Origin of the sequence: Lysinibacillus sp. 1 U-2021 (genome assembly GCF_029916965.1) — a bacterium.
Lineage (GTDB): Bacteria > Bacillota > Bacilli > Bacillales_A > Planococcaceae > Lysinibacillus > Lysinibacillus capsici.
The window spans coordinates 1,193,432-1,211,803 of the sequence record NZ_CP123966.1; the positions used below are offsets into that span (position 1 = coordinate 1,193,432).

At 37.3% G+C, this 18,372-nt stretch carries 18 protein-coding genes; 1 reads left to right on the top strand and 17 read right to left on the bottom strand.

From position 1 onward, the window contains the following. Positions 1–129: 129 nt before the first annotated feature. The 16 genes from QH639_RS06315 to QH639_RS06390 form a co-directional block, all read right to left on the bottom strand. Positions 130–366, bottom strand: coding sequence for a small acid-soluble spore protein Tlp (locus QH639_RS06315; protein WP_131521017.1), 237 nt, complete (start codon positions 364–366; stop codon positions 130–132). A gap of 153 nt (positions 367–519) precedes the next feature. Continuing rightward, positions 520–1,731 (bottom strand): MFS transporter, encoded by a 1,212-nt coding sequence (locus QH639_RS06320; RefSeq protein WP_281115824.1) that lies wholly within the window; start codon positions 1,729–1,731, stop codon positions 520–522. 142 nt (positions 1,732–1,873) lie between these two features. After that, a complete protein-coding gene (locus QH639_RS06325; RefSeq protein WP_281115825.1) occupies positions 1,874–2,875 on the bottom strand; it encodes a LacI family DNA-binding transcriptional regulator in 1,002 nt (333 codons plus the stop codon). 74 nt (positions 2,876–2,949) lie between these two features. After that, positions 2,950–3,948 carry an ureidoglycolate dehydrogenase gene (gene allD, locus QH639_RS06330; protein ID WP_131521020.1) on the bottom strand — a complete coding sequence of 333 codons (999 nt, stop codon included), beginning with the start codon at positions 3,946–3,948 and terminating at the stop codon, positions 2,950–2,952. A gap of 15 nt (positions 3,949–3,963) precedes the next feature. Continuing rightward, positions 3,964–4,971 (bottom strand): zinc-binding alcohol dehydrogenase family protein, encoded by a 1,008-nt coding sequence (locus QH639_RS06335; protein WP_281115826.1) that lies wholly within the window; start codon positions 4,969–4,971, stop codon positions 3,964–3,966. After that, positions 4,959–6,224: a mannitol dehydrogenase family protein gene (locus tag QH639_RS06340; RefSeq protein WP_281115827.1), complete on the bottom strand. Its 1,266-nt coding sequence runs from the start codon at positions 6,222–6,224 to the stop codon at positions 4,959–4,961. Before QH639_RS06340 ends, QH639_RS06335 begins: the two co-directional genes overlap by 13 nt. A 12-nt stretch (positions 6,225–6,236) precedes the next feature. Continuing rightward, positions 6,237–7,736, bottom strand: a complete 1,500-nt coding sequence (locus QH639_RS06345; RefSeq protein ID WP_281115828.1) for a UxaA family hydrolase — start codon at positions 7,734–7,736, stop codon at positions 6,237–6,239. A gap of 21 nt (positions 7,737–7,757) precedes the next feature. Beyond that, positions 7,758–9,023, bottom strand: a complete 1,266-nt coding sequence (locus QH639_RS06350) for an MFS transporter (RefSeq protein WP_112116856.1) — start codon at positions 9,021–9,023, stop codon at positions 7,758–7,760. 36 nt (positions 9,024–9,059) lie between these two features. Next, positions 9,060–9,893 (bottom strand): SDR family oxidoreductase, encoded by an 834-nt coding sequence (locus QH639_RS06355; protein WP_131521024.1) that lies wholly within the window; start codon positions 9,891–9,893, stop codon positions 9,060–9,062. Next, a complete protein-coding gene (locus tag QH639_RS06360; RefSeq protein ID WP_131521025.1) occupies positions 9,886–10,908 on the bottom strand; it encodes a zinc-binding alcohol dehydrogenase family protein in 1,023 nt (340 codons plus the stop codon). The genes QH639_RS06355 and QH639_RS06360 overlap by 8 nt, the downstream gene beginning before the upstream one ends. 9 nt (positions 10,909–10,917) lie before the next feature. Then, positions 10,918–11,982: a mannonate dehydratase gene (gene uxuA / locus QH639_RS06365; RefSeq protein ID WP_281115829.1), complete on the bottom strand. Its 1,065-nt coding sequence runs from the start codon at positions 11,980–11,982 to the stop codon at positions 10,918–10,920. A gap of 13 nt (positions 11,983–11,995) precedes the next feature. Then, on the bottom strand, positions 11,996–12,616 hold the full coding sequence (locus QH639_RS06370) for a bifunctional 2-keto-4-hydroxyglutarate aldolase/2-keto-3-deoxy-6-phosphogluconate aldolase (protein WP_131521027.1): 621 nt from the start codon (positions 12,614–12,616) through the stop codon (positions 11,996–11,998). Positions 12,617–12,628: 12 nt separating this feature from the next. Next, positions 12,629–13,582 carry a sugar kinase gene (locus QH639_RS06375; protein WP_131521028.1) on the bottom strand — a complete coding sequence of 318 codons (954 nt, stop codon included), beginning with the start codon at positions 13,580–13,582 and terminating at the stop codon, positions 12,629–12,631. 183 nt (positions 13,583–13,765) lie between these two features. Beyond that, positions 13,766–15,124 (bottom strand): TraB/GumN family protein, encoded by a 1,359-nt coding sequence (locus QH639_RS06380; RefSeq protein ID WP_281116185.1) that lies wholly within the window; start codon positions 15,122–15,124, stop codon positions 13,766–13,768. Positions 15,125–15,337: 213 nt separating this feature from the next. After that, positions 15,338–16,030: a stalk domain-containing protein gene (locus tag QH639_RS06385; RefSeq protein ID WP_281115830.1), complete on the bottom strand. Its 693-nt coding sequence runs from the start codon at positions 16,028–16,030 to the stop codon at positions 15,338–15,340. A gap of 138 nt (positions 16,031–16,168) precedes the next feature. After that, on the bottom strand, positions 16,169–16,363 hold the full coding sequence (locus QH639_RS06390; RefSeq protein ID WP_281115831.1) for a VOC family protein: 195 nt from the start codon (positions 16,361–16,363) through the stop codon (positions 16,169–16,171). A gap of 693 nt (positions 16,364–17,056) precedes the next feature. Between QH639_RS06390 and QH639_RS06395 the strand changes: the two genes are divergently transcribed. Then, the gene (locus QH639_RS06395) at positions 17,057–17,311 is read left to right on the top strand and encodes a GlsB/YeaQ/YmgE family stress response membrane protein (RefSeq protein ID WP_016991561.1); all 255 of its coding nucleotides are present in this window, start codon (positions 17,057–17,059) and stop codon (positions 17,309–17,311) included. A 248-nt stretch (positions 17,312–17,559) separates the two neighbouring features. On the opposite strand, the gene QH639_RS06400 is transcribed toward QH639_RS06395, so the two are convergent. Further along, positions 17,560–18,324, bottom strand: a complete 765-nt coding sequence (locus QH639_RS06400; RefSeq protein ID WP_237898891.1) for an SDR family oxidoreductase — start codon at positions 18,322–18,324, stop codon at positions 17,560–17,562. Positions 18,325–18,372: the final 48 nt, after the last annotated feature.

The following is an 18,372-nucleotide window of genomic DNA, read 5'->3' on the forward strand; positions in this document are numbered from 1 at the left end:
TGTGCAAAAAAAAAACAGATGGCAATAGAGGTCCGTTATGGAACATCTAATCCATCTGTTTTTGGCTATTGGGAAATGGTGAGCGAAGGCAATATCATGAATCACATTTGATTCTTCTAGAAACTAATTTTAAACTTCACCTTTTTTTCGTGCTGTCATTTCATCTTTCATTTCATCTTTTAAAGCTTCAATTGACTGTTTACGTCGCTTATTTTTTTCCTTTAGCCTGTTACTTTCTAGAGGATCTGCAAATTCCATACTAATTTCTGCTTCCTGCACTTTCTCCTCAGTATTTTTAACAATATCACGAATGCGTTCAACATTATTGGAGCGATCATCTGATTTTCGATGTCTTGAATTAGCCATGTTAACCTCCTCAAATTATGACATAAGGTTATTTTGGAATGATTTTATCATTATATGAGTGCTAACTTTTACTAAAATAACATCCTTTAAACGCTATCTATCCAATAATTCTACCTTCATTAAAAGCAATTAAGTTTCCACCTGACAGGATTTTTAAACAATCTCTTCCTTCAAACCTTCATAGGCAGATTTTGAATGCATCAATACATATAAAACTGTGGAGAGGAAAATAGCTACAATTCCAAAGACAATGCAGACCATTTGTAGGGAGAGCCATTCCGCTAGCAACCCTAAGGCTAACGTAAAGACAATCTGTAGCACATTAATGACCATCGTTGAAACACTACCAAAACGGCCCATAATTGATGTCGGTACACTTATTTGATAAAAGGTGCTGTAGCCCGCATTACAAAATGACATACATACTCCTAATGCTATAAAGCTAATAATCGCCATTGTCACATTCGGTGAAGAGTAAAACAATGTATAGCAAAGTGTGGTCAAAAGCAGACCATAGACAATATATTGTCTTGTTGAAAATCTTTTAGCATAGCGAGCAGCCATTACTCCACCAATAATAGCTCCAATTCCAGCGATACTAACGATGACACCATATAGACTATCCGAAGCTTGAAGGTTTTGTTTAATAAATGTAGCTTCCTGTGAGTCTAATGCAAAGGCAATCATCAAGGCAACTTGAAAATAAAGAAATACTTTGGCAAAGACATACTCTTTTTTAATATAAGCGTAGACAATACCATAATCCTCTTTTAGCATCCTCCAAGTAATGGGTTTTCGGTGCATATTCTGATGATCTTCTACTGTGGGAAGCTTAAAAATGGAGAGCGCGCAGATAAAGAACGTCAATGCATTAAACCAAAACGCTACAGATACATCGGAAATGGCAATGATAAACCCAGCCAATGCGGGCCCAATTAAAAATGAGCCTGAGCTAAACATTCCTAATATGGCATTAAAGGATTGTTTATCTTCATCTGGTATATATTTCGAAATATAATAGGTACTACTTGGCCCAAAAAAGCTACTTGCTATATTAGATAAAAATAAAACGCAATAGATGAGCCAAAGAGAGGACGTAAAAGGTAACAATAAAATCAATATGCCACGAATAATATCACTATAAATCATTAATTTTTGTTTATTCGATCGATCAATGATGGAGCCTGCAAAAAAGCTTGTTAAAATTCGAGCAATCGGTCCTACAATAAATATACTCGCCATAGCAGTAGGCGATTCTGTTAAATGCCAAACTAATAAATTGAGGGCGACTAGATTCACCCAATTTCCTAAATACGAGAAACCAAAGCCAAATAGAATGAGCCAATACTTCCTAGCAATGCTCATAAGTCCCCTTTCTATCACCTAAATGAATGATTGGTCTTTTTTGACATAAAAGTATTCCTTTAGATAATCATATCTATTGAAGAATATCGGTGCAACTAAAAATAGCAACCCTTAGCTAAGTTCATAGCTTTGGGTTGCCTTTTTAGTTAGTTGAATCTCGATCGATTAATATCGGTTTGAAGCGATATAGTCTTTGGTCATCATCAGCTAGATGTTCTTTTTTTATTTTTGCTAAGAGCAATGATGCCGCTTTCTGTGCCATTGGTAAAATGGGTTGTTGCAATGTTGTAATGGAAGGTGTTAAAAAGTTGGCATATGGTACATCATCCACAGCGATTACTTGTACATCATTAGGCACATGTATGTTTCTTTTTTTAATATAAAGCATTAATTCTTGAAAAATACGATCATTTGCCGCAATGATTCCCCTGGGTGGTTGCTCCAATGTAAATAATTGATTAAAAATCTCTGTCATCTCAGCTGGCTCACCATTTTTTATATAGCGCTCATCAATCAACAGATCCCTATTTCTGAGCGCTTGACGAAATCCTTCTAAACGTTCGACACGAGGAGTAATCGGTAAGGCTAAAGAAGTAGTGATAAAGGCTATTGGTTGCTTTCGAAATGTCCCCACTGCCGTATCCATGGCAGAAAAATTGTCAAGCAACACTGCAGGAATATCTACTCCCTCAATAAAACGGTCAATAAAAACGATTGGCATTGCTTGTTGATGAAGTCTTATGTAGAGATTTTTGTTTTCTCCTGTTGGAAAAACGATTAAGCCATCCACCTGTTTTTCTAGTAAAGTTTCGATATGCTTTTTCTCTTTTTTAGGGTTATCCGCTGAGTTACACACAATCATATGAAAGCCTTCTTTATTGAACTCTGCTTCCAATGCATTTATTATTTTTGTTGAAAAGTCATGGATAATATTTGCCACAATAATACCAATTGTAAAGGTAGATTTCTGTTTTAAGCTACGAGCCATTAAATTCGGACGATATTGCAATGCTTCAATAGCCTCTTCAATTTTCTTACGAGTTTCTGCACTCATATATTCATATCGCTTATTCAAATATTGCGATACTGTACTATTCGAAACATTTGCATATTGTGCAACATCGGCAATTGTTGTTTTTTTCACTAAAATCAATCTCCTACCTATAATATGAAAACTCTCCTTGGTATTATGTAGCATAGCATACTTTACTGGTTAAATTAACTAGTCAAATAGTTATAGACTTGTTCAGGTAAGTCAATTCCCTTATCCATTGTTTCCACACTACGTTTCTGTTCAATTTCACCAGGCACTAGTACCTGATCAAAATTTGGTGCGGTTGGCGCATCATGTAATTCGTTCATCATTTGTGAGATATTTGCTTTGAATTGATCTACATCTCCAAAAATATTTGGATCTAATACATATAAATATTGTCCTAGATTACGTTTCTGTTCGTAATCACCATACATTTTTGAAATGTGTGGACCAAAAGCTGCACTTGCTAAAATTCCAGAAAGAACATCTACTACAAGTGCCATACCATATCCTTTTGGCCCTGCAAACGGTGTTAAAGATTTTACTTGGTGTGGGTCTGTAGTTGGTGCTCCTTGTGCATCAACTCCCCATGTATTTGGAATTGTCTCCCCTTTTTCACGTGCATATAGAATTTTCCCTAGCGCTACATTGCTTGTTGCCATGTCCAAAATAATCGGTTTATCGTTGGTTGGAAAACCGTAAGCAATTGGATTCGTACCAAAGTAAGGCTCTTTTCCGCCAAAAGGAACAACTGCGGAGTCCGTTTGAGAGCACATAATAGCAATTAAATTTTCACTCGTGGCTTGTTCAAGAAAATAGCCGAGTGCCCCACAATGGCTACTCTCTTGAATAATCGTTGTACATGAGCCATGTTCCTTAGCCACTTTAATGGTTTCATCCATCGCTTCCTTACAAATAACATGCCCAAAGCCATTATCTCCTTTAAAAAGAAGGTGATTTGTGCCTCTTTTTTCTACTGAAAAATGAGGATTTTTCGTTATGCCACCTGCCTGTAAACGTGTGATATAATGCTCCACGCGCATAACACCGTGAGAACTGACACCTCGTAAATCGGCATAAATCAAAACATCTGCTACTTGCGCTGCTGTTTCAGCTTCAACACCTTCAGTTGTGAATTTTTGAACTACTATTTTTTTTAATGCTGGTACAGAAATATTCATTGAAAATCCTCCTCATTATTTAAAATAGATTTGTGTTTTATTTGTGTTGTATTGTTTCGCCTCAAAGTAAGAAATCGCTTCATCGAATGCAATATGCTTCGTGACATAGCCTTTCTTTATAGCTCCTGACTGCATGTAGTTCATAACCGTCTCAAAATCTTCTAACGTAGCATTACGGCTGCTTTTCAATGTTAATTCCTTTGAATGAAATTCAGGATCATTAAATGTAATAGTTTTCTTCATTAAACCAATAAACACTAATGTCCCACTATTTTCTACGTATTGAAATGAGGATTCCATTGATTGTTGATTGCCTGTTGCATCAAAGACAACCGTAGGAAGTTCACCATTACATTTTTCTTGTAACTGCGCCATTATGTCATGGCTACCAACAATCACACCATCCGCTTCCGACCATGCCTGTCCTTCTTTTAAACGTTCTTCGTTCAAATCCATTAATATTGTTTTTGCACCGCGTAACTTAGCAAAACGTGCTGCTCCTAATCCAATTGGCCCTGCACCGATAACAAGTACCGTATCATTTTCTGTTAGTTCCGAACGACGTACTGCATGGGCACCAATAGCTAATGGTTCCACAGTAGCTAATTGGTCACCTGACACAGCATTATCAGTAATTACAATACTGTCATCAACTACGATATATTCGCCCATACCACCATCCATATGTACACCTAATACTTCCAAAGATTTACAGCAGTTTGTTTGACCTCGACGACATGCAGCACACTCTCCACAATGGATGTATGGAATAACTGTTGCACGATCTCCTACTTGGATGTCCTTAACTGCTTCACCGACTTCTTCCACAATAGCAGCTAGTTCGTGGCCTAACACTCGTGGATAACTAAAGAATGGTTGTTTACCTGCAAAAGCATGTGTGTCTGTTCCACATACACCAATATGCGTGATTTTTAATAAAACATCATGACTTCCTTCAATACTAGGCTTGTCTACTTCACGTTCCACCATTTGAAACGGTTCATTAATGATTAATTGTCGCATGCTATTGCCTCCAATAAACTAGTAATTGTAGATAATTGCTGAATAACCTCTGCTGCATCACACTGGAAATATTGTTCGATAAATTGTTGCATTGGCTCTGACTGACCTTGTTCAAAATAGTTATGGATTTCAGTCAGTTTTTCAATAATTTGATCAGATTCACGCACGGAAAAGCGTGTTGGATTCATTGCATATATCCCTATTGCTAAAGCTTGATAGTATATTTCTGTTTCAGCATAAGGGGCAATACGTGTTTGCCACTTGGATAACTCATTTAATTGAATATCATATAGCTGATGCTCAATAAATGGGTTTAAAAAACGTTCAAAGACATCTTGCTGATAGTGCTCATCCACTTGGAAGCGTTGGGTAAAATCGTTTGTTACTTTTTCAATAAAGGCTCGAACACCTGCATGAGAAAATGCCTCTCTTACAGTTTTATAGTTAAAAATCTTGCCGAATGCTGAAAGCAAAATATGACTACCATTTAAAATGGCTACTTTGCGTTTTCGATACATGTCTAAATCATCAAAGACAAAAGGGAAATCATGACTTGTTGGCCAATGTTTAAATGGCTCTTTTTGATCAATTACAAATAAGAAATACGGTTCACAAACTGTGTAAAGGGCATCCTCCCCCTGATAATCCTGTGGATAACCTGTTACAATACGGTCTACAAGTGTATTACAAAAAGTTAACGTCGCAAGCCAATCATTAAATGCTGTAGGCAACTTCCAGTCTTTAGCATGCTGTAGACAAATTGTTTTTAATGTAGAGCCATTCTGTTCTATTAATTCCAAAGGCACAATTGCCACTTGTTTTTCACCTTGAAAATGTTTGTAATATTGTTCTAGAAAGACGGTTAACTTTGCTGCATAGCTTGTTGGACAAGCCGTTGGATAAGGAATATTTTCATAATAAATCCCTGCCTCTGTTGTATTAGACACAATCATTTCTAATGTCTCAGACTGTGCATATTGTAAAAATGTAGGCCAGTTCTCATATGGATGAATAGTATCTTGAATAATCTTAACAGTGGTTTCTTCTTCTACGACCTCACCGTTTTTTAGCCCACGTTCCATCACAGTGAATTGCAGCTGTTGTTCTTCTAGCAGTTTAACTGTTTTTCCTCTTGCTGTTGCTGCGACAGAAACAATACTGCAAGGGACTTGTAGTTTTTCAACTGCTAGGTCAAAAAAGCCTCTGATAAAATTCCCATCACCTATTTGCATAATTTTAATAGGATGTTTCATGTCATTTCTCTCCTACATCGTCACGCCATCTTTAAAAATGGCGATTTCTTTGAATCCATATTTCTCATTATTCGTTTGCACTTCACCTGAAGCTAGCGCTACTATATAATCCATAAATTCATCGACTAATATATCCATCGGCTTCCCATCCACTAACTGCCCTGCGTTAAAGTCAATCCAATTTTTTTTTCGTTCATAAAGTGGTGTGTTTGTTGAAATTTTGACTGTTGGTGTAGGTCCTCCAAAGGGTGTTCCCCTACCAGTTGAGAAAAGGACGATTTGGCAGCCTGTTGAGGCCAGTGCTGTTGTTGAAACAAGATCATTTCCTGGACCGTTTAGTAAATGTAGCCCCTTTGTTGTCATACGTTCGCCATAATCAAGCACTTCTTTTACCTCTTGAAAGCCCCCTTTTTGTATACAGCCAAGTGATTTTTCTTCCAATGTTGTTATTCCACCCGCTTTATTTCCTGGAGAGGGATTTTCATAGACAGGTTGATTATATTTCATAAAATACTGTTTAAAGTCATTTACTAAATGCACAATATCCTCAAAAACAGAGGCATCTTTTGCACGTTCCATTAAAATCTGTTCAGCACCAAACATCTCTGGAACTTCCGTTAACACCGTTGCACCTCCAGCTGAGATCAACTGGTCAGAAAATACACCAATCATCGGATTAGCGGTAATGCCAGAGAAACCATCACTACCACCACATTTCAAACCAATTTTCAGTTCTGAAATAGGTAATGTTTGTCTGTCAAATGTCGTCACATAGTCAAAGGCTTTTTCAAGCAGTTGTTGACCCTCTTCCATTTCATCTGCTGATTCTTGAACATTTAAAAAGGAAACGCGTTGTTCATCATAATGACCAATTGTTTTCTTAAAGAGCTCAATATAATTGTTCTCACATCCTAGCCCTAATACAATGACTGCCCCTGCATTAGGGTGATGAATTAAATTAGCTAAGATTTTTTGTGTATACATTAAATCATCACCAAGTTGTGAGCAACCATATGGATGAGCGAAATGCTGTACACCATCAAAATTGTCAGCCTTCAATAATTGGTTGCCTAACTTCGCCAAATTTTCAGCTACTTTGTTAATACATCCAACAGTATTAATAATCCAAATTTCATTTCGAACACCAACCTGATCATCTTTTCTACGATACCCTTTGAACATGCGCTGTGCATGACGAGACTCGGCTACGGGATGTGTTTTTGGATTAAATTCATAGCTTAATTCACCCGATAAATTGGTTTTCATGTTATGGGAGTGAACCCAGCCACCTGCTAGGATTTCTTCTGTCGCATGACCAATTGAAAAACCATATTTCGTGATGTGTGCATCTTTAGAAAGAGTCTTGATGGCAATCTTATGCCCACGTAGTACTTGTTGCTGTAACGTTATTTCCTTTCCATCCAATGGAAGTAAAAAGCCTTGAGGAAGATCACTCAAGGCTATGGCAACATTGTCCATCGGATGAATTTTAATAACTGATTGATTGTTCATTTGAATCCATCCTTTCTATTTCTAAGCTATTTCTTTATGAACTATTGGTGTAACAAATTTAATAACTGCTAATGAAGCGATAACCGCTAAGCCGCCTGCAAGTAGGAAAGCTGCGGAGAATGTTCCTGTTCTGTCTACTAGGAAACCTGTTAAAGTTGGCCCAATAATACCAGCTGTGTTTGCAAGGAAGTGCATAAAGCCGCCAACAGATCCAACATACTTAGATTCCACCACATCATTAATGATTGCCCAGTAAATAGCCCCTGTTAAATATAAGAAGAAAACAGAGGTAGCAACAAGCGCAACAGCACTAACTGTTGTTGTTACAATACCTGCACAGCCAATCGATACAGCTGCTAAGAATAAACATGTCACTAGAACGACTTTACGAGAGAATAAAACTCCCTTACGCATAAAGCGTTTGTAAATGAAATCTGAGACAATTCCGCTCAATGCTAAACCTAGGAATCCTAAAATCCACGGAATAACCGTTACAATACTCATATCTTTTACAGCCATTCCACGAGCTTCTACTAGATAGCTTGGGAACCAAGTTAAGAAAAAGAATAGGATATAGTTATAGGCAAAGAACGAAAAAGCAGTAAATAATACTGTTGGTTGTTTTAAATAATAAGATAGACCACGACTATGATTGATATCTTCTGCTGCAATCTCTAAGTTTGCCATTGATTCTACACTGTCTTCTTTGTTTGGCTTTTCTTTCACCACTTTAAACCATACGATTGCCCAAATAAATCCAAGGATCATGATCGCAATAAATGAATATTTCCATCCATATGCTAATGCAATATAACCAACGATTGGACCTGCGATTGCACCACCAAGTGGCGTACCACTATTGGCTAGCCCTACTACAGAGGCACGTTTATCAGCAGGAAACCAGTTATTCACCATTTTATTTATGGTTGATGACAATGGCCCTTCCGCCATACCAAATACAATACGAACAATAATCAACGATGCGAACCCAACGACTAAAACCATTGCTCCACTAAATAAAGACCATACAATCATTGCTACAAATAGCGTTAACTTGGCACCAAATTTATCGGAAGCCATTCCACCTAAGAAGTTAAAAATGGCATACCCAACAGAGAAGCTACTAAAGATAATCCCTAATTGGGTTGACGTTAGATGAATATCTTCTTGAATAAATGGTGCTGCAATTGATAAGGCTGAACGATCTAAATAGTTAATGACACCTGCTAAAAATAGCATGACAATAACAACCGTTTTGCCATCTCCAAAAATACCTTGTTGTTTCATATCATTCACCCCTAAATTTGAAATAAATCCCCTTTGTTAAACGCCTGAATAAGCCATAAATCCACCATCAACAGGAATTGTTACGCCAGTGACAAATGCTGAGTATGTATCATCAGCTAAAAATAATAAAGTTCCTAATAAATCTTGTGGTTTTCCAAAACGCTTTTGTGGTGTAGCTGTAATAATTTTTTCTGAACGTGCAGTTAATGAACCATCCTCTGTTAGCAATAAATTACGGTTTTGTTCGGTAATAAAAAATCCAGGTGCAATGGCATTAACACGTAAACCTGCTTCTGCAAAATGCACCGCCATCCATTGCGTAAAGTTATTAATCGCTGCCTTTGCCGCGCTATATGCAGGCACTTTTGTCATAGGGGCATAGGAGCTCATGGATGAAATATTAATAATTGTCCCCTTCGTTCTCAGTAATGCTTCACCAAAAACTTGGGCAGCCAAAAATGTTCCTGTAAAATTATTCGAGAAGACGCTTTCAAAACCGTTTGGTGTTAATTCAAAGAAATTTGGTGTAGCCGATTGTTCTTTATATACTTCATCAGCCGTAATGGCATCTGGATGATTGCCGCCCGCCCCATTAATCAGTACATCAATTTGACCATATTGCTGTAAAATTGCTTGTCTCGCTGCTATTAACGACTCTTTGTTTAAAACATCCACAGAAAAATTAATTGCTTCTCCGCCATTTTCTGTAATCGATCGGACGACTGCTTCTCCTTTTTGCGCCGTACGATTTAAAATAGCAACTCGCATACCTTGCCTAGCCAATTCCATTGCCATCTCTGAGCAAAGAACACCACTACCACCCGTTACAACAGCCACTTTATTTTGCAATGCTTCATGCACCTTACTCACCTACTTTTAAAATAACTTTACGTACTTCATTTTGGTTTTTTTCTATATATTCAAATGCTTCTTTTGCTTCATGTAGTGAGAAAGTATGTGTAATTAAACCTTGATGCTGTAACTTTCCAGCATCAACAAGCTTCACTACATTTTCAAATTGAAATGTTTGTAAACGTGAGCCTTTTATCGATAATTCCTTTTTCGTAATCGGTAGTGGGGCAAGCTCAATGGCTTCCTCACCAAAGCTAAGGACTACTACTCTCCCAGCAACTGAAACAGCATCGATAGATTGCTTAAATGTTAGTGGAATACAAACTGCATCAATAGATACATTGACACCTACTCCATCTGTCCAATGATTAACAGCTTCTAATAAATCTTGCTCATTTACATTGACAACTACATCTGCACCAAGTTCTTTTGCAAAAGAGAGCTTTGCTGGATCTAGATCAGAAATCATCACGCGTGCATCTATTAATTTAGCCATCTTTAAAATACAAATGCCAATCGGTCCGGCCCCTTGAATCAATAGTGTCTCACCAGCCTGTAATTCACCACGATATACTGCCTGCGCGCCAATTGTATAAGGTTCAATTAAGACTGCCTCTTCTAAAGAGGTGTTGTCTGCTACTTTATGCAATTGCTTTTCAGCAACAACAAAACGCTCACGCATGCCTCCATCTTCATGAACACCAAAAACAGAAAGTTGTTCGCAGACATTTGGTTGTCCTTTACGGCAAGCATAGCACTCACCACAATAACGAATTGGTTCGACAACAACCTTGTCACCAGCTTTTAAACCTTGTACGTCTTGACCAACCTCTAACACTCGGCCAGCAACTTCATGCCCAGGTACACGAGGCAATGTCGCTAATGGATTCGAGCCATGATAAATATGCATGTCTGAGCCACAAATACCAACATATTCTGTTTGAACAAGGACATCTGTTGACTTTGTTATTACTGGTTCTGCTACGTCAATTAAAGCCATTTCAAAAGGTTTGATTACTTGTAGTGCTTTCATACATGTCACCTATTTCTTCAGATTTTCATAAGCATCCCAAAGTCCATTTAAATACATAATGCCAAGTGCTCGATCATATAAGCCGTAGCCTGGACGACATTGTTCTCCCCAAATATGACGACCATGATCTGGACGTACATAACCCTCATAGTTTTGGTCATTTAATGTACGTACAATATTTTTAATATCGATTGAACCATCCGATGTAAAATGTGATGTTTCAAAGAAACTACCATTTTCCATAATCTTGACATTGCGGATATGAGCAAACGGAGCACGATATGCATATTTTTCAGCGATGGCTACCATATCATTTTGTGGGTCTGCTCCCATTGAACCTGAGCAGAACGTAAAGCCATTTGCATTTGAATCAGAGATTTTAATTAATTTTTCATAGCTTTCTGCTCCTGTAATAATGCGAGGTAAGCCAAAGATGGTATATGGTGGATCATCTGGATGAATTGCCATTTGAATACCTACCTCTTCCGCAACTGGTAAAATGGCTTGTAAAAAGTAAGCTAAGTTGTCCCAAAGTTTGGTTTCATCTACTTCTTTGTACTGTTCAAATAAATCTGAGAGTCGAGCTAATCGTTCTGGTTCCCATCCTGGAAGGGTTAAATCTGAAGAAGCACTTACTTCATTCACTAGTTCTTGTGGATCTAAGTTCATGACCTTTTCCTTATCAAAATAGAGAGCCGTTGAGCCATCTTCTAGTGGATGAAATAAGTCTGTACGTGTCCAATCAAATACGGGCATGAAGTTATAGCAAATAACTTTGACACCCACTTCACCAAGGTTGCGAATCGATTGTTTATAGTTTTCGATATATTGATCACCTGTGGACAATCCTAATTTAATATCTTCATGGACATTGACACTTTCCACGACATCTGTATGGAATCCGAACGATTGAATATAGTCAACTTCATCTTGAATAGCCTCTTTAGTCCATACCTCTCCTGCTGGTAGGTGATGGAGTGCCCAAACAATACCTTTTACATTTGGTATTTGCTTCACATCTTCTAATTTCACTGTATCATTGCCACGACCATACCATCTAAATGTCATATTCATACGTCGTTACCTCCTAGTTTGATAGATTTTCGATATATGCTTTGGCACGTTCAACTACACCTGCATAGCCATCTTTTGCAAATGCTTTATTTAAATCACTTCCAATCCCAACTGCAACTGCGCCTGCTTCTAACCATTCATTCATATTAGCCAAACCAACACCACCTGTAGGCATAATTGTGATATGTGGTAGAGGCCCTTTAACGGTTTTAATAAAGTTTGGTTCAAATTGATTTCCCGGGAATAGTTTAATAATGTCACTTCCCCCTTCAAGTGCTGTCACCATTTCTGTAATGGTCATACAGCCTGGTAAATATGGAATACTATAGCGATTGCAGAGCTTTGCAATTGCAGCGTTGTAGCTTGGACTAACTACAAATTTGGCACCGTTTAAAATCGCGTGACGTGCAGTTTCAACATCCAATACTGTGCCAGCTCCAATTATTGCATCGCTATTGCGTAAGGCTTTAAAAGTTTCTTCAACGAAAGGTGTTGTATACGTTATTTCAATTGCTCGAATGCCACCTGAGATAGCACCTTTTGAAATTTCCGTCGCTTCTTCAGGTGAATTTCCGCGAATAACAGCTACAATTTTCGCATCTGACAACGCTTTCAAAATTTTGATTTTTTGCATTCCTAACAACTCCTAACGCTCAATTAGTTTTTCATCACCAATAAATTGCCTTAATTCTTGTAGGGATGGAAGCCCTTCATTATCTCCTTTAATTGTTGCTACCAATGCACCTGCACCATTGGCTAAACGGAGGCGTTCTACAATATCATCACCATTTAAATAGCTATAGACATATGCAGCATCAAATGCATCCCCTGCTCCAACTGTATCAATGGCACGAATGGAAAATGCTTCTCGATTATACTGTTGAGAGGCTGTATAAACCGTGGCGCCTTCTTCACCTTTTTTCACAATAATTTCATCTATTTTATAACTCTCTTGAATGTCTTTAACTGTACGCCCTTCAAATAAAAGCTCAAATTCATCCTGTCCTGTTAAAAGAAGATTGATAGATGGGTACACTTTTTCGTATACTGCTCGGGCATCTTCTATAGTCCATAGTTTTAAACGTAAATTTGGATCAAAAGAAATTGGAATATGTTTTGCTTGTGCTAAAGCAATTAATTTCAATGCAACTTCAATGTTATGTTCACATACCGCTAAATACACGCCGCTAATATGTAATAAGTCCACATCATCCAATACTGACTCATCGATACGATCTTCTGTCAGCTCAAGTAAAGGGGATGGGTTGCGGTAGTAAAACGATTTACCTGCACCGTCTTCCCGAATCTCCTTAAAGTAGATAGACGTTGGAATATGTGGTGTTCGTAAGACATGTGATACATCAATCCCTTCACCTCGCGCAAAGTTATAAATTAATTTGCCAAATTCATCGTCTCCAATACAACTAATCCATTTTGCTTCCATATCTAAACGCGTAACACCTATCGCAAAATTTAACTCTGCACCACCCACAGCTCGCTCAAAGGAAGGAACGAAACGTAGAGGACCTGTCTTAGATGGATTAAAAACGACCATTGCATCTCCAATCGTTGCAATTCGTTTATTTGCCAATATGTTCATCCCCTTCATAAGTAAAACGTTTTAGTAAAACGTTTTACTTATACTAACACGATTTTTTTTACGTTGCAACAATAATCCGATTATTTAGATAGTTAGAATCAAATAACCATTTTTGTCTTACATGCATAAAAAAACCTCGTAAAAGACAGATAATAATCTATCCTTTTACGAGGGGAATCTATTTTATTGATAAAATGGCTTTACCTTGTAGCCGTTTTTCTCCAAATGATAGCGAATATTTTTATCGATTAGGAAGTGACCTGAACCAACAACAACAAAGTACTTACCTTCTTTTTCTTCCAATACATTCATGATTTTCTTGGCCATTTGTTCATCACGTAGACCAAATAGCATTTCATTAAATTCAGACGATGTACCTTCCATTGCTTGGAAGCTTTTTGCAAACTCTTCAACATTTCCTTGCTTCCAGCTTGTAAACCACTCTTGAAGTACTTCAGATTGATTTTCTTCCGATGGATGAATGATACTATCCAGTACAGCGACTAATGACTCTTCCTGCGCCTCTGGTGATAATCCTTCAAACATATCAACCTGTGCTCTTGTACCTTCTAATTCAATCACTGGCTTTTGCTGCAACTGTGCATTTAATAAAAAGTAGATATCGATACCGTGCATAGCCATTTCTTGAGGTGTCATACCAAATGAATCATCCATAGCCAGCATCGATAATGCACTAGAAAGCATCCATGGCTTTTGAACTGTTAGTTGGTCCATTGGTAGACCATACAGCTTTGCCACTTGTTCAAGCTTCGCATATGTTTCTGGTGCAACAGCATCTTTCAATGCTGAGCCATCTGTATACATTGCTTTCTCTGAATAGTATTCAAGTGCTTCCGTATCCAAGATATTCGCCTCTACCAGCAGTGCATCCGATTCATCAAATGCCGTTACTAATTTTTTATCGAATGGATATAAGTCTGGTGTTCCTAAATGAATAGAGCCTAATAAGTAGATAAGCGTATCCTCGTCCTCTACTACCCAGGCAACCCCTTTAGAGCCTTGTTCTGCAAGTGCATATGTACTCTGAATGAAACGAACGGCTAGCAAAACAGCCTGTTGAGTGGTTGCTTTTTTCTCTAGCTGCAGTCCATTTGGAGAGCCTTGTAATATATTTTGCTCTTTCATAAATTGCACAGCATCTGTACCAACAGGCAAATCATACCGCGCTACAATATTATACAAGCGATTGACAATATCACCACGTGTATTATCGTTTTTCACACTTAGTGGCTTGTATTGTTTATTTTCAGCTAAGCCTAGAGAGGCAACCTTCTTTTCTGTTAAAGCTAGTAGCTCATTTACTTTGTCCACTGGAATTTCCTGAAGGAAACCATCAAAGTACCATTCAGTTGAGTAAATCCCGTATTTTTCGCCCTCATTTAATGTTTCTATCGCCCATTCGCTTATCGACGGTACTAGGGGTGTTGTTTGCTCCTCAGCATGAATCACAGGAACAACTGTCGTCAGCATTAATGAGGCACCAAGCAATGCTGCACTCGTTCGTTTCATCATCTTTTTCATCAAATTCTTTTCTCTCCCTTTTCCTATTTTATGTATCAGTATCGTATGAAATTATACCATATAACATCCAACTATTTTATAAGTAAAAGTGTAAATATTGACAAATATGTATTGGCATTTCTCTATTTTGAAATAGTTATGAAGAGGTCAAATTTAATAAGACGATGACAAATTATGATGTCATCGTCTTTTTTGTTTATTAGTAGAGAAGGTTTATTGAATAAATTTAGGATCTAATATACCTAAACCACTGCCTTCAAGTTCAAACTTCACTTTTGAAACTCCATCTAAATTAACATGAACCTTTACCTTGTCTTTGATTGCTCCACTATCATAAACTAATTTCCCATCTGCGTAAATTTTCAAGAAACCTATTCCGAAAGAATTAGCTGCTAATTTTTTAATGGGTGCCAAATAGGTTTCGAATCCCTTGTAATTTCCATTAGCTAAATATTCAACTGTATGGTCTTGAACTGCGCCTCCTCCATGATAACCACCAAACTGATAGGATCGCTCAAATTTTTCACCTGTACTAATAATGACAGAGCTTGGATTGTGGAAGAAGTGGTCTTCATCACTTCCAATAGGTTTTACATCTTTTAAAGCGATGAATTTTGGAACATCACCAATATAAACGGATTTTGTTTTCCCATCCCATGTTACTTTTTCACCTAAAGATTCAGCAATAAATCGCATTGGGACATATATCGTACCTTGATAATTAAATCCAAATTGACCTTCTGGCGGTACTTTCTCAACCTTATCTACATAGTAATTAATTGGATCCTGAAACACGCTAATTTTTTTCATGTCACTTGCTGCTTCCGTTGTTGAAAAGTAGGTAAAAGTCAAACCTCCTACTATAAAAAACCCTAAGTAACTAGTTATTATAAATAGCTTTTTCATAAAATCACTCCTTAAAATAAACATAGATATATGTAATTATACCAGAAATTTCATACAGCCTTTAAAGATTTTTATATCAGGATATTTTTTAAATTTATATGTGAGCAATTATACATTAATGGCAAAAACTCAATCCAATTAATCTGACGTTCGCAATTTTGCAACGTCCTCTTTGATATCATGAAGCCCTATTACTCGCTCCATCCTCTTCACCCATTCACCCTCCACTTTTCCTTCCCCTAGCACCTCAAGGCCAAAGTCAAGAAAAAATGCTTTTGCTGCAGGAAGATCATTCACGATTATTCCCACATGATCAATCTTACGGATTTTCATATTTCATACCCCTTTCTCCTATTTTAATAATTTCCTTTTAATTGCAGAATAGCTTCCCACTGTGCTTAATCAAAAGGTTAATAGTGATTAAGTAGTATAGGCGAACCGATTGTAATTTGAATGGTAGGATTATTTTGATTAGAAAAATCTTAAGAATTTACTAAAATAGCAAAGGAAGGCCTTGTTTAAATTTTGCTTAATTTCTTGATTATACTATAATTCAAAGGGGCCTAGAATTCATTAAAACCTTAGAAGTCTCCCTTACATCGGGAGGCTTTTATATATTAAAAATATAAAAAACACCTATTAGATATTCAGATACTTTGTTTATCTAACAGGGAAGATTTAGAGATTAATTATGTGTAGTTACAGCCTTAACTAATATTTAAACCGATGATAATAGCGTGTAACAAATAATGTAAAATGAGCTGATGTATCAACACCTCCTTTTAACAATTGTATATATTGACAAAGCCGTATCTCTAGTCGGAACAAGCAAATAAATGAGGATATTTGCTTGCAGCAAACTTCTCAGTAGTTTCATGTACTGTTACTGTAACAGTTATAGAAGTAAAAATCATCCCCATTGAAACTTCCACAAATTTTTTCTCTCCTTATAGTTTGAAAGAGTTCAATAAAGGTTATAAAACACTATAACAAAATATTTAAAATACAAAATAGGAGATGGATAGTATGAGTTTCATTTGGTTTTTAATAATTGGCGGGCTTATCGGATGGCTTGCAGGTATAATTTTGGGTAAAGATATCCCAGGTGGAATTATTGGTAATATTATTGCAGGTATTATCGGCGCATGGATTGGTGGTATGCTTCTTGGAAGTTGGGGTCCTAAAATTTCTGATTTCTATATCTTCCCTGCCCTCATTGGAGCAATTATACTAGTTTTCATTTTGAGTTTAATTCTGAAATCATTGCGTAATGCTTCGTAAGCTAAATAGATCTCTTAATCTATTACTATACGATTAAGCGAATCAGATGTAACCAATAATAAATGGTGAATGTGCTTATAACAAAAAAGCGGTCTTCCACATCATATCTGTGGAGGACCGCTTTTACTTTGTTTTTAATTAACTTAACAATCCGCCGCTCCGTGAATTCAAGAAGAACAGAACAGCCTATACAACAATAGCGCCTGATTGAGGAGGATTATGCCATACAAAGCTTGATAATTAATGTTCTATAGATGTGATCCTCCACTTGCATCGAGCAATTGACCAGTTACCCAACGGCTGTCTGATGAAGCAAGAAAGGCGGCAATATCTGCCACATCCCCGGGCTCTCCCCATCTGTTGAAAATTGAAAGACCAGCCGCATATTTTTGTCCATCAAGGTTTTTCAAAGTCTCAGCATTCATTTCTGTATTAATAATCCCAGGCTGGATGGCGTTTACCGTAATATTCCGGCTCCCTAGTTGTTTGGCTAGAAGACGCGTAAACGTATCGATTGCACCTTTGGACATACTGTACGTGAAGACACTTGGTGAAGCTGCACGTGTCACAAAAGATGAAATATTAATAATACGTCCCCCATCTTTTAAACGTGGCAAAGCTTGCTGAGTAATAAAAAGTGGTGCTTTAACATTTATCTTCATTACCTCGTCAAATGATACCTCCGTCGTCTCTTCTAAACTGATAATTTGACCAATTCCAGCATTGTTGACAAGAATATCGAATCCGCAACAGCCCATATATTCCCGAATAGTATCATCCAAAGTAGTAAATAAATCTTGAATACCATCTAGTGTACTAAGGTCAGCACCAATCGCCAAAGCATTTCCTCCGCTTTGTTTGATCTGGTGAACAACTGCTTCTGCCTCATTACGTCTTTTCCCATAATGAACGACGACAAAGGCTCCCTCTTGTGCCAGACGCAATGCAATACTACGGCCAATTCCTCGACTTGATCCTGTAACTAAAGCGATTTTGCCTGTTAACTTACCCATGCTTCCATCTCCTTGTTCAATCATAGTTAGATTACATAGAGAATTATA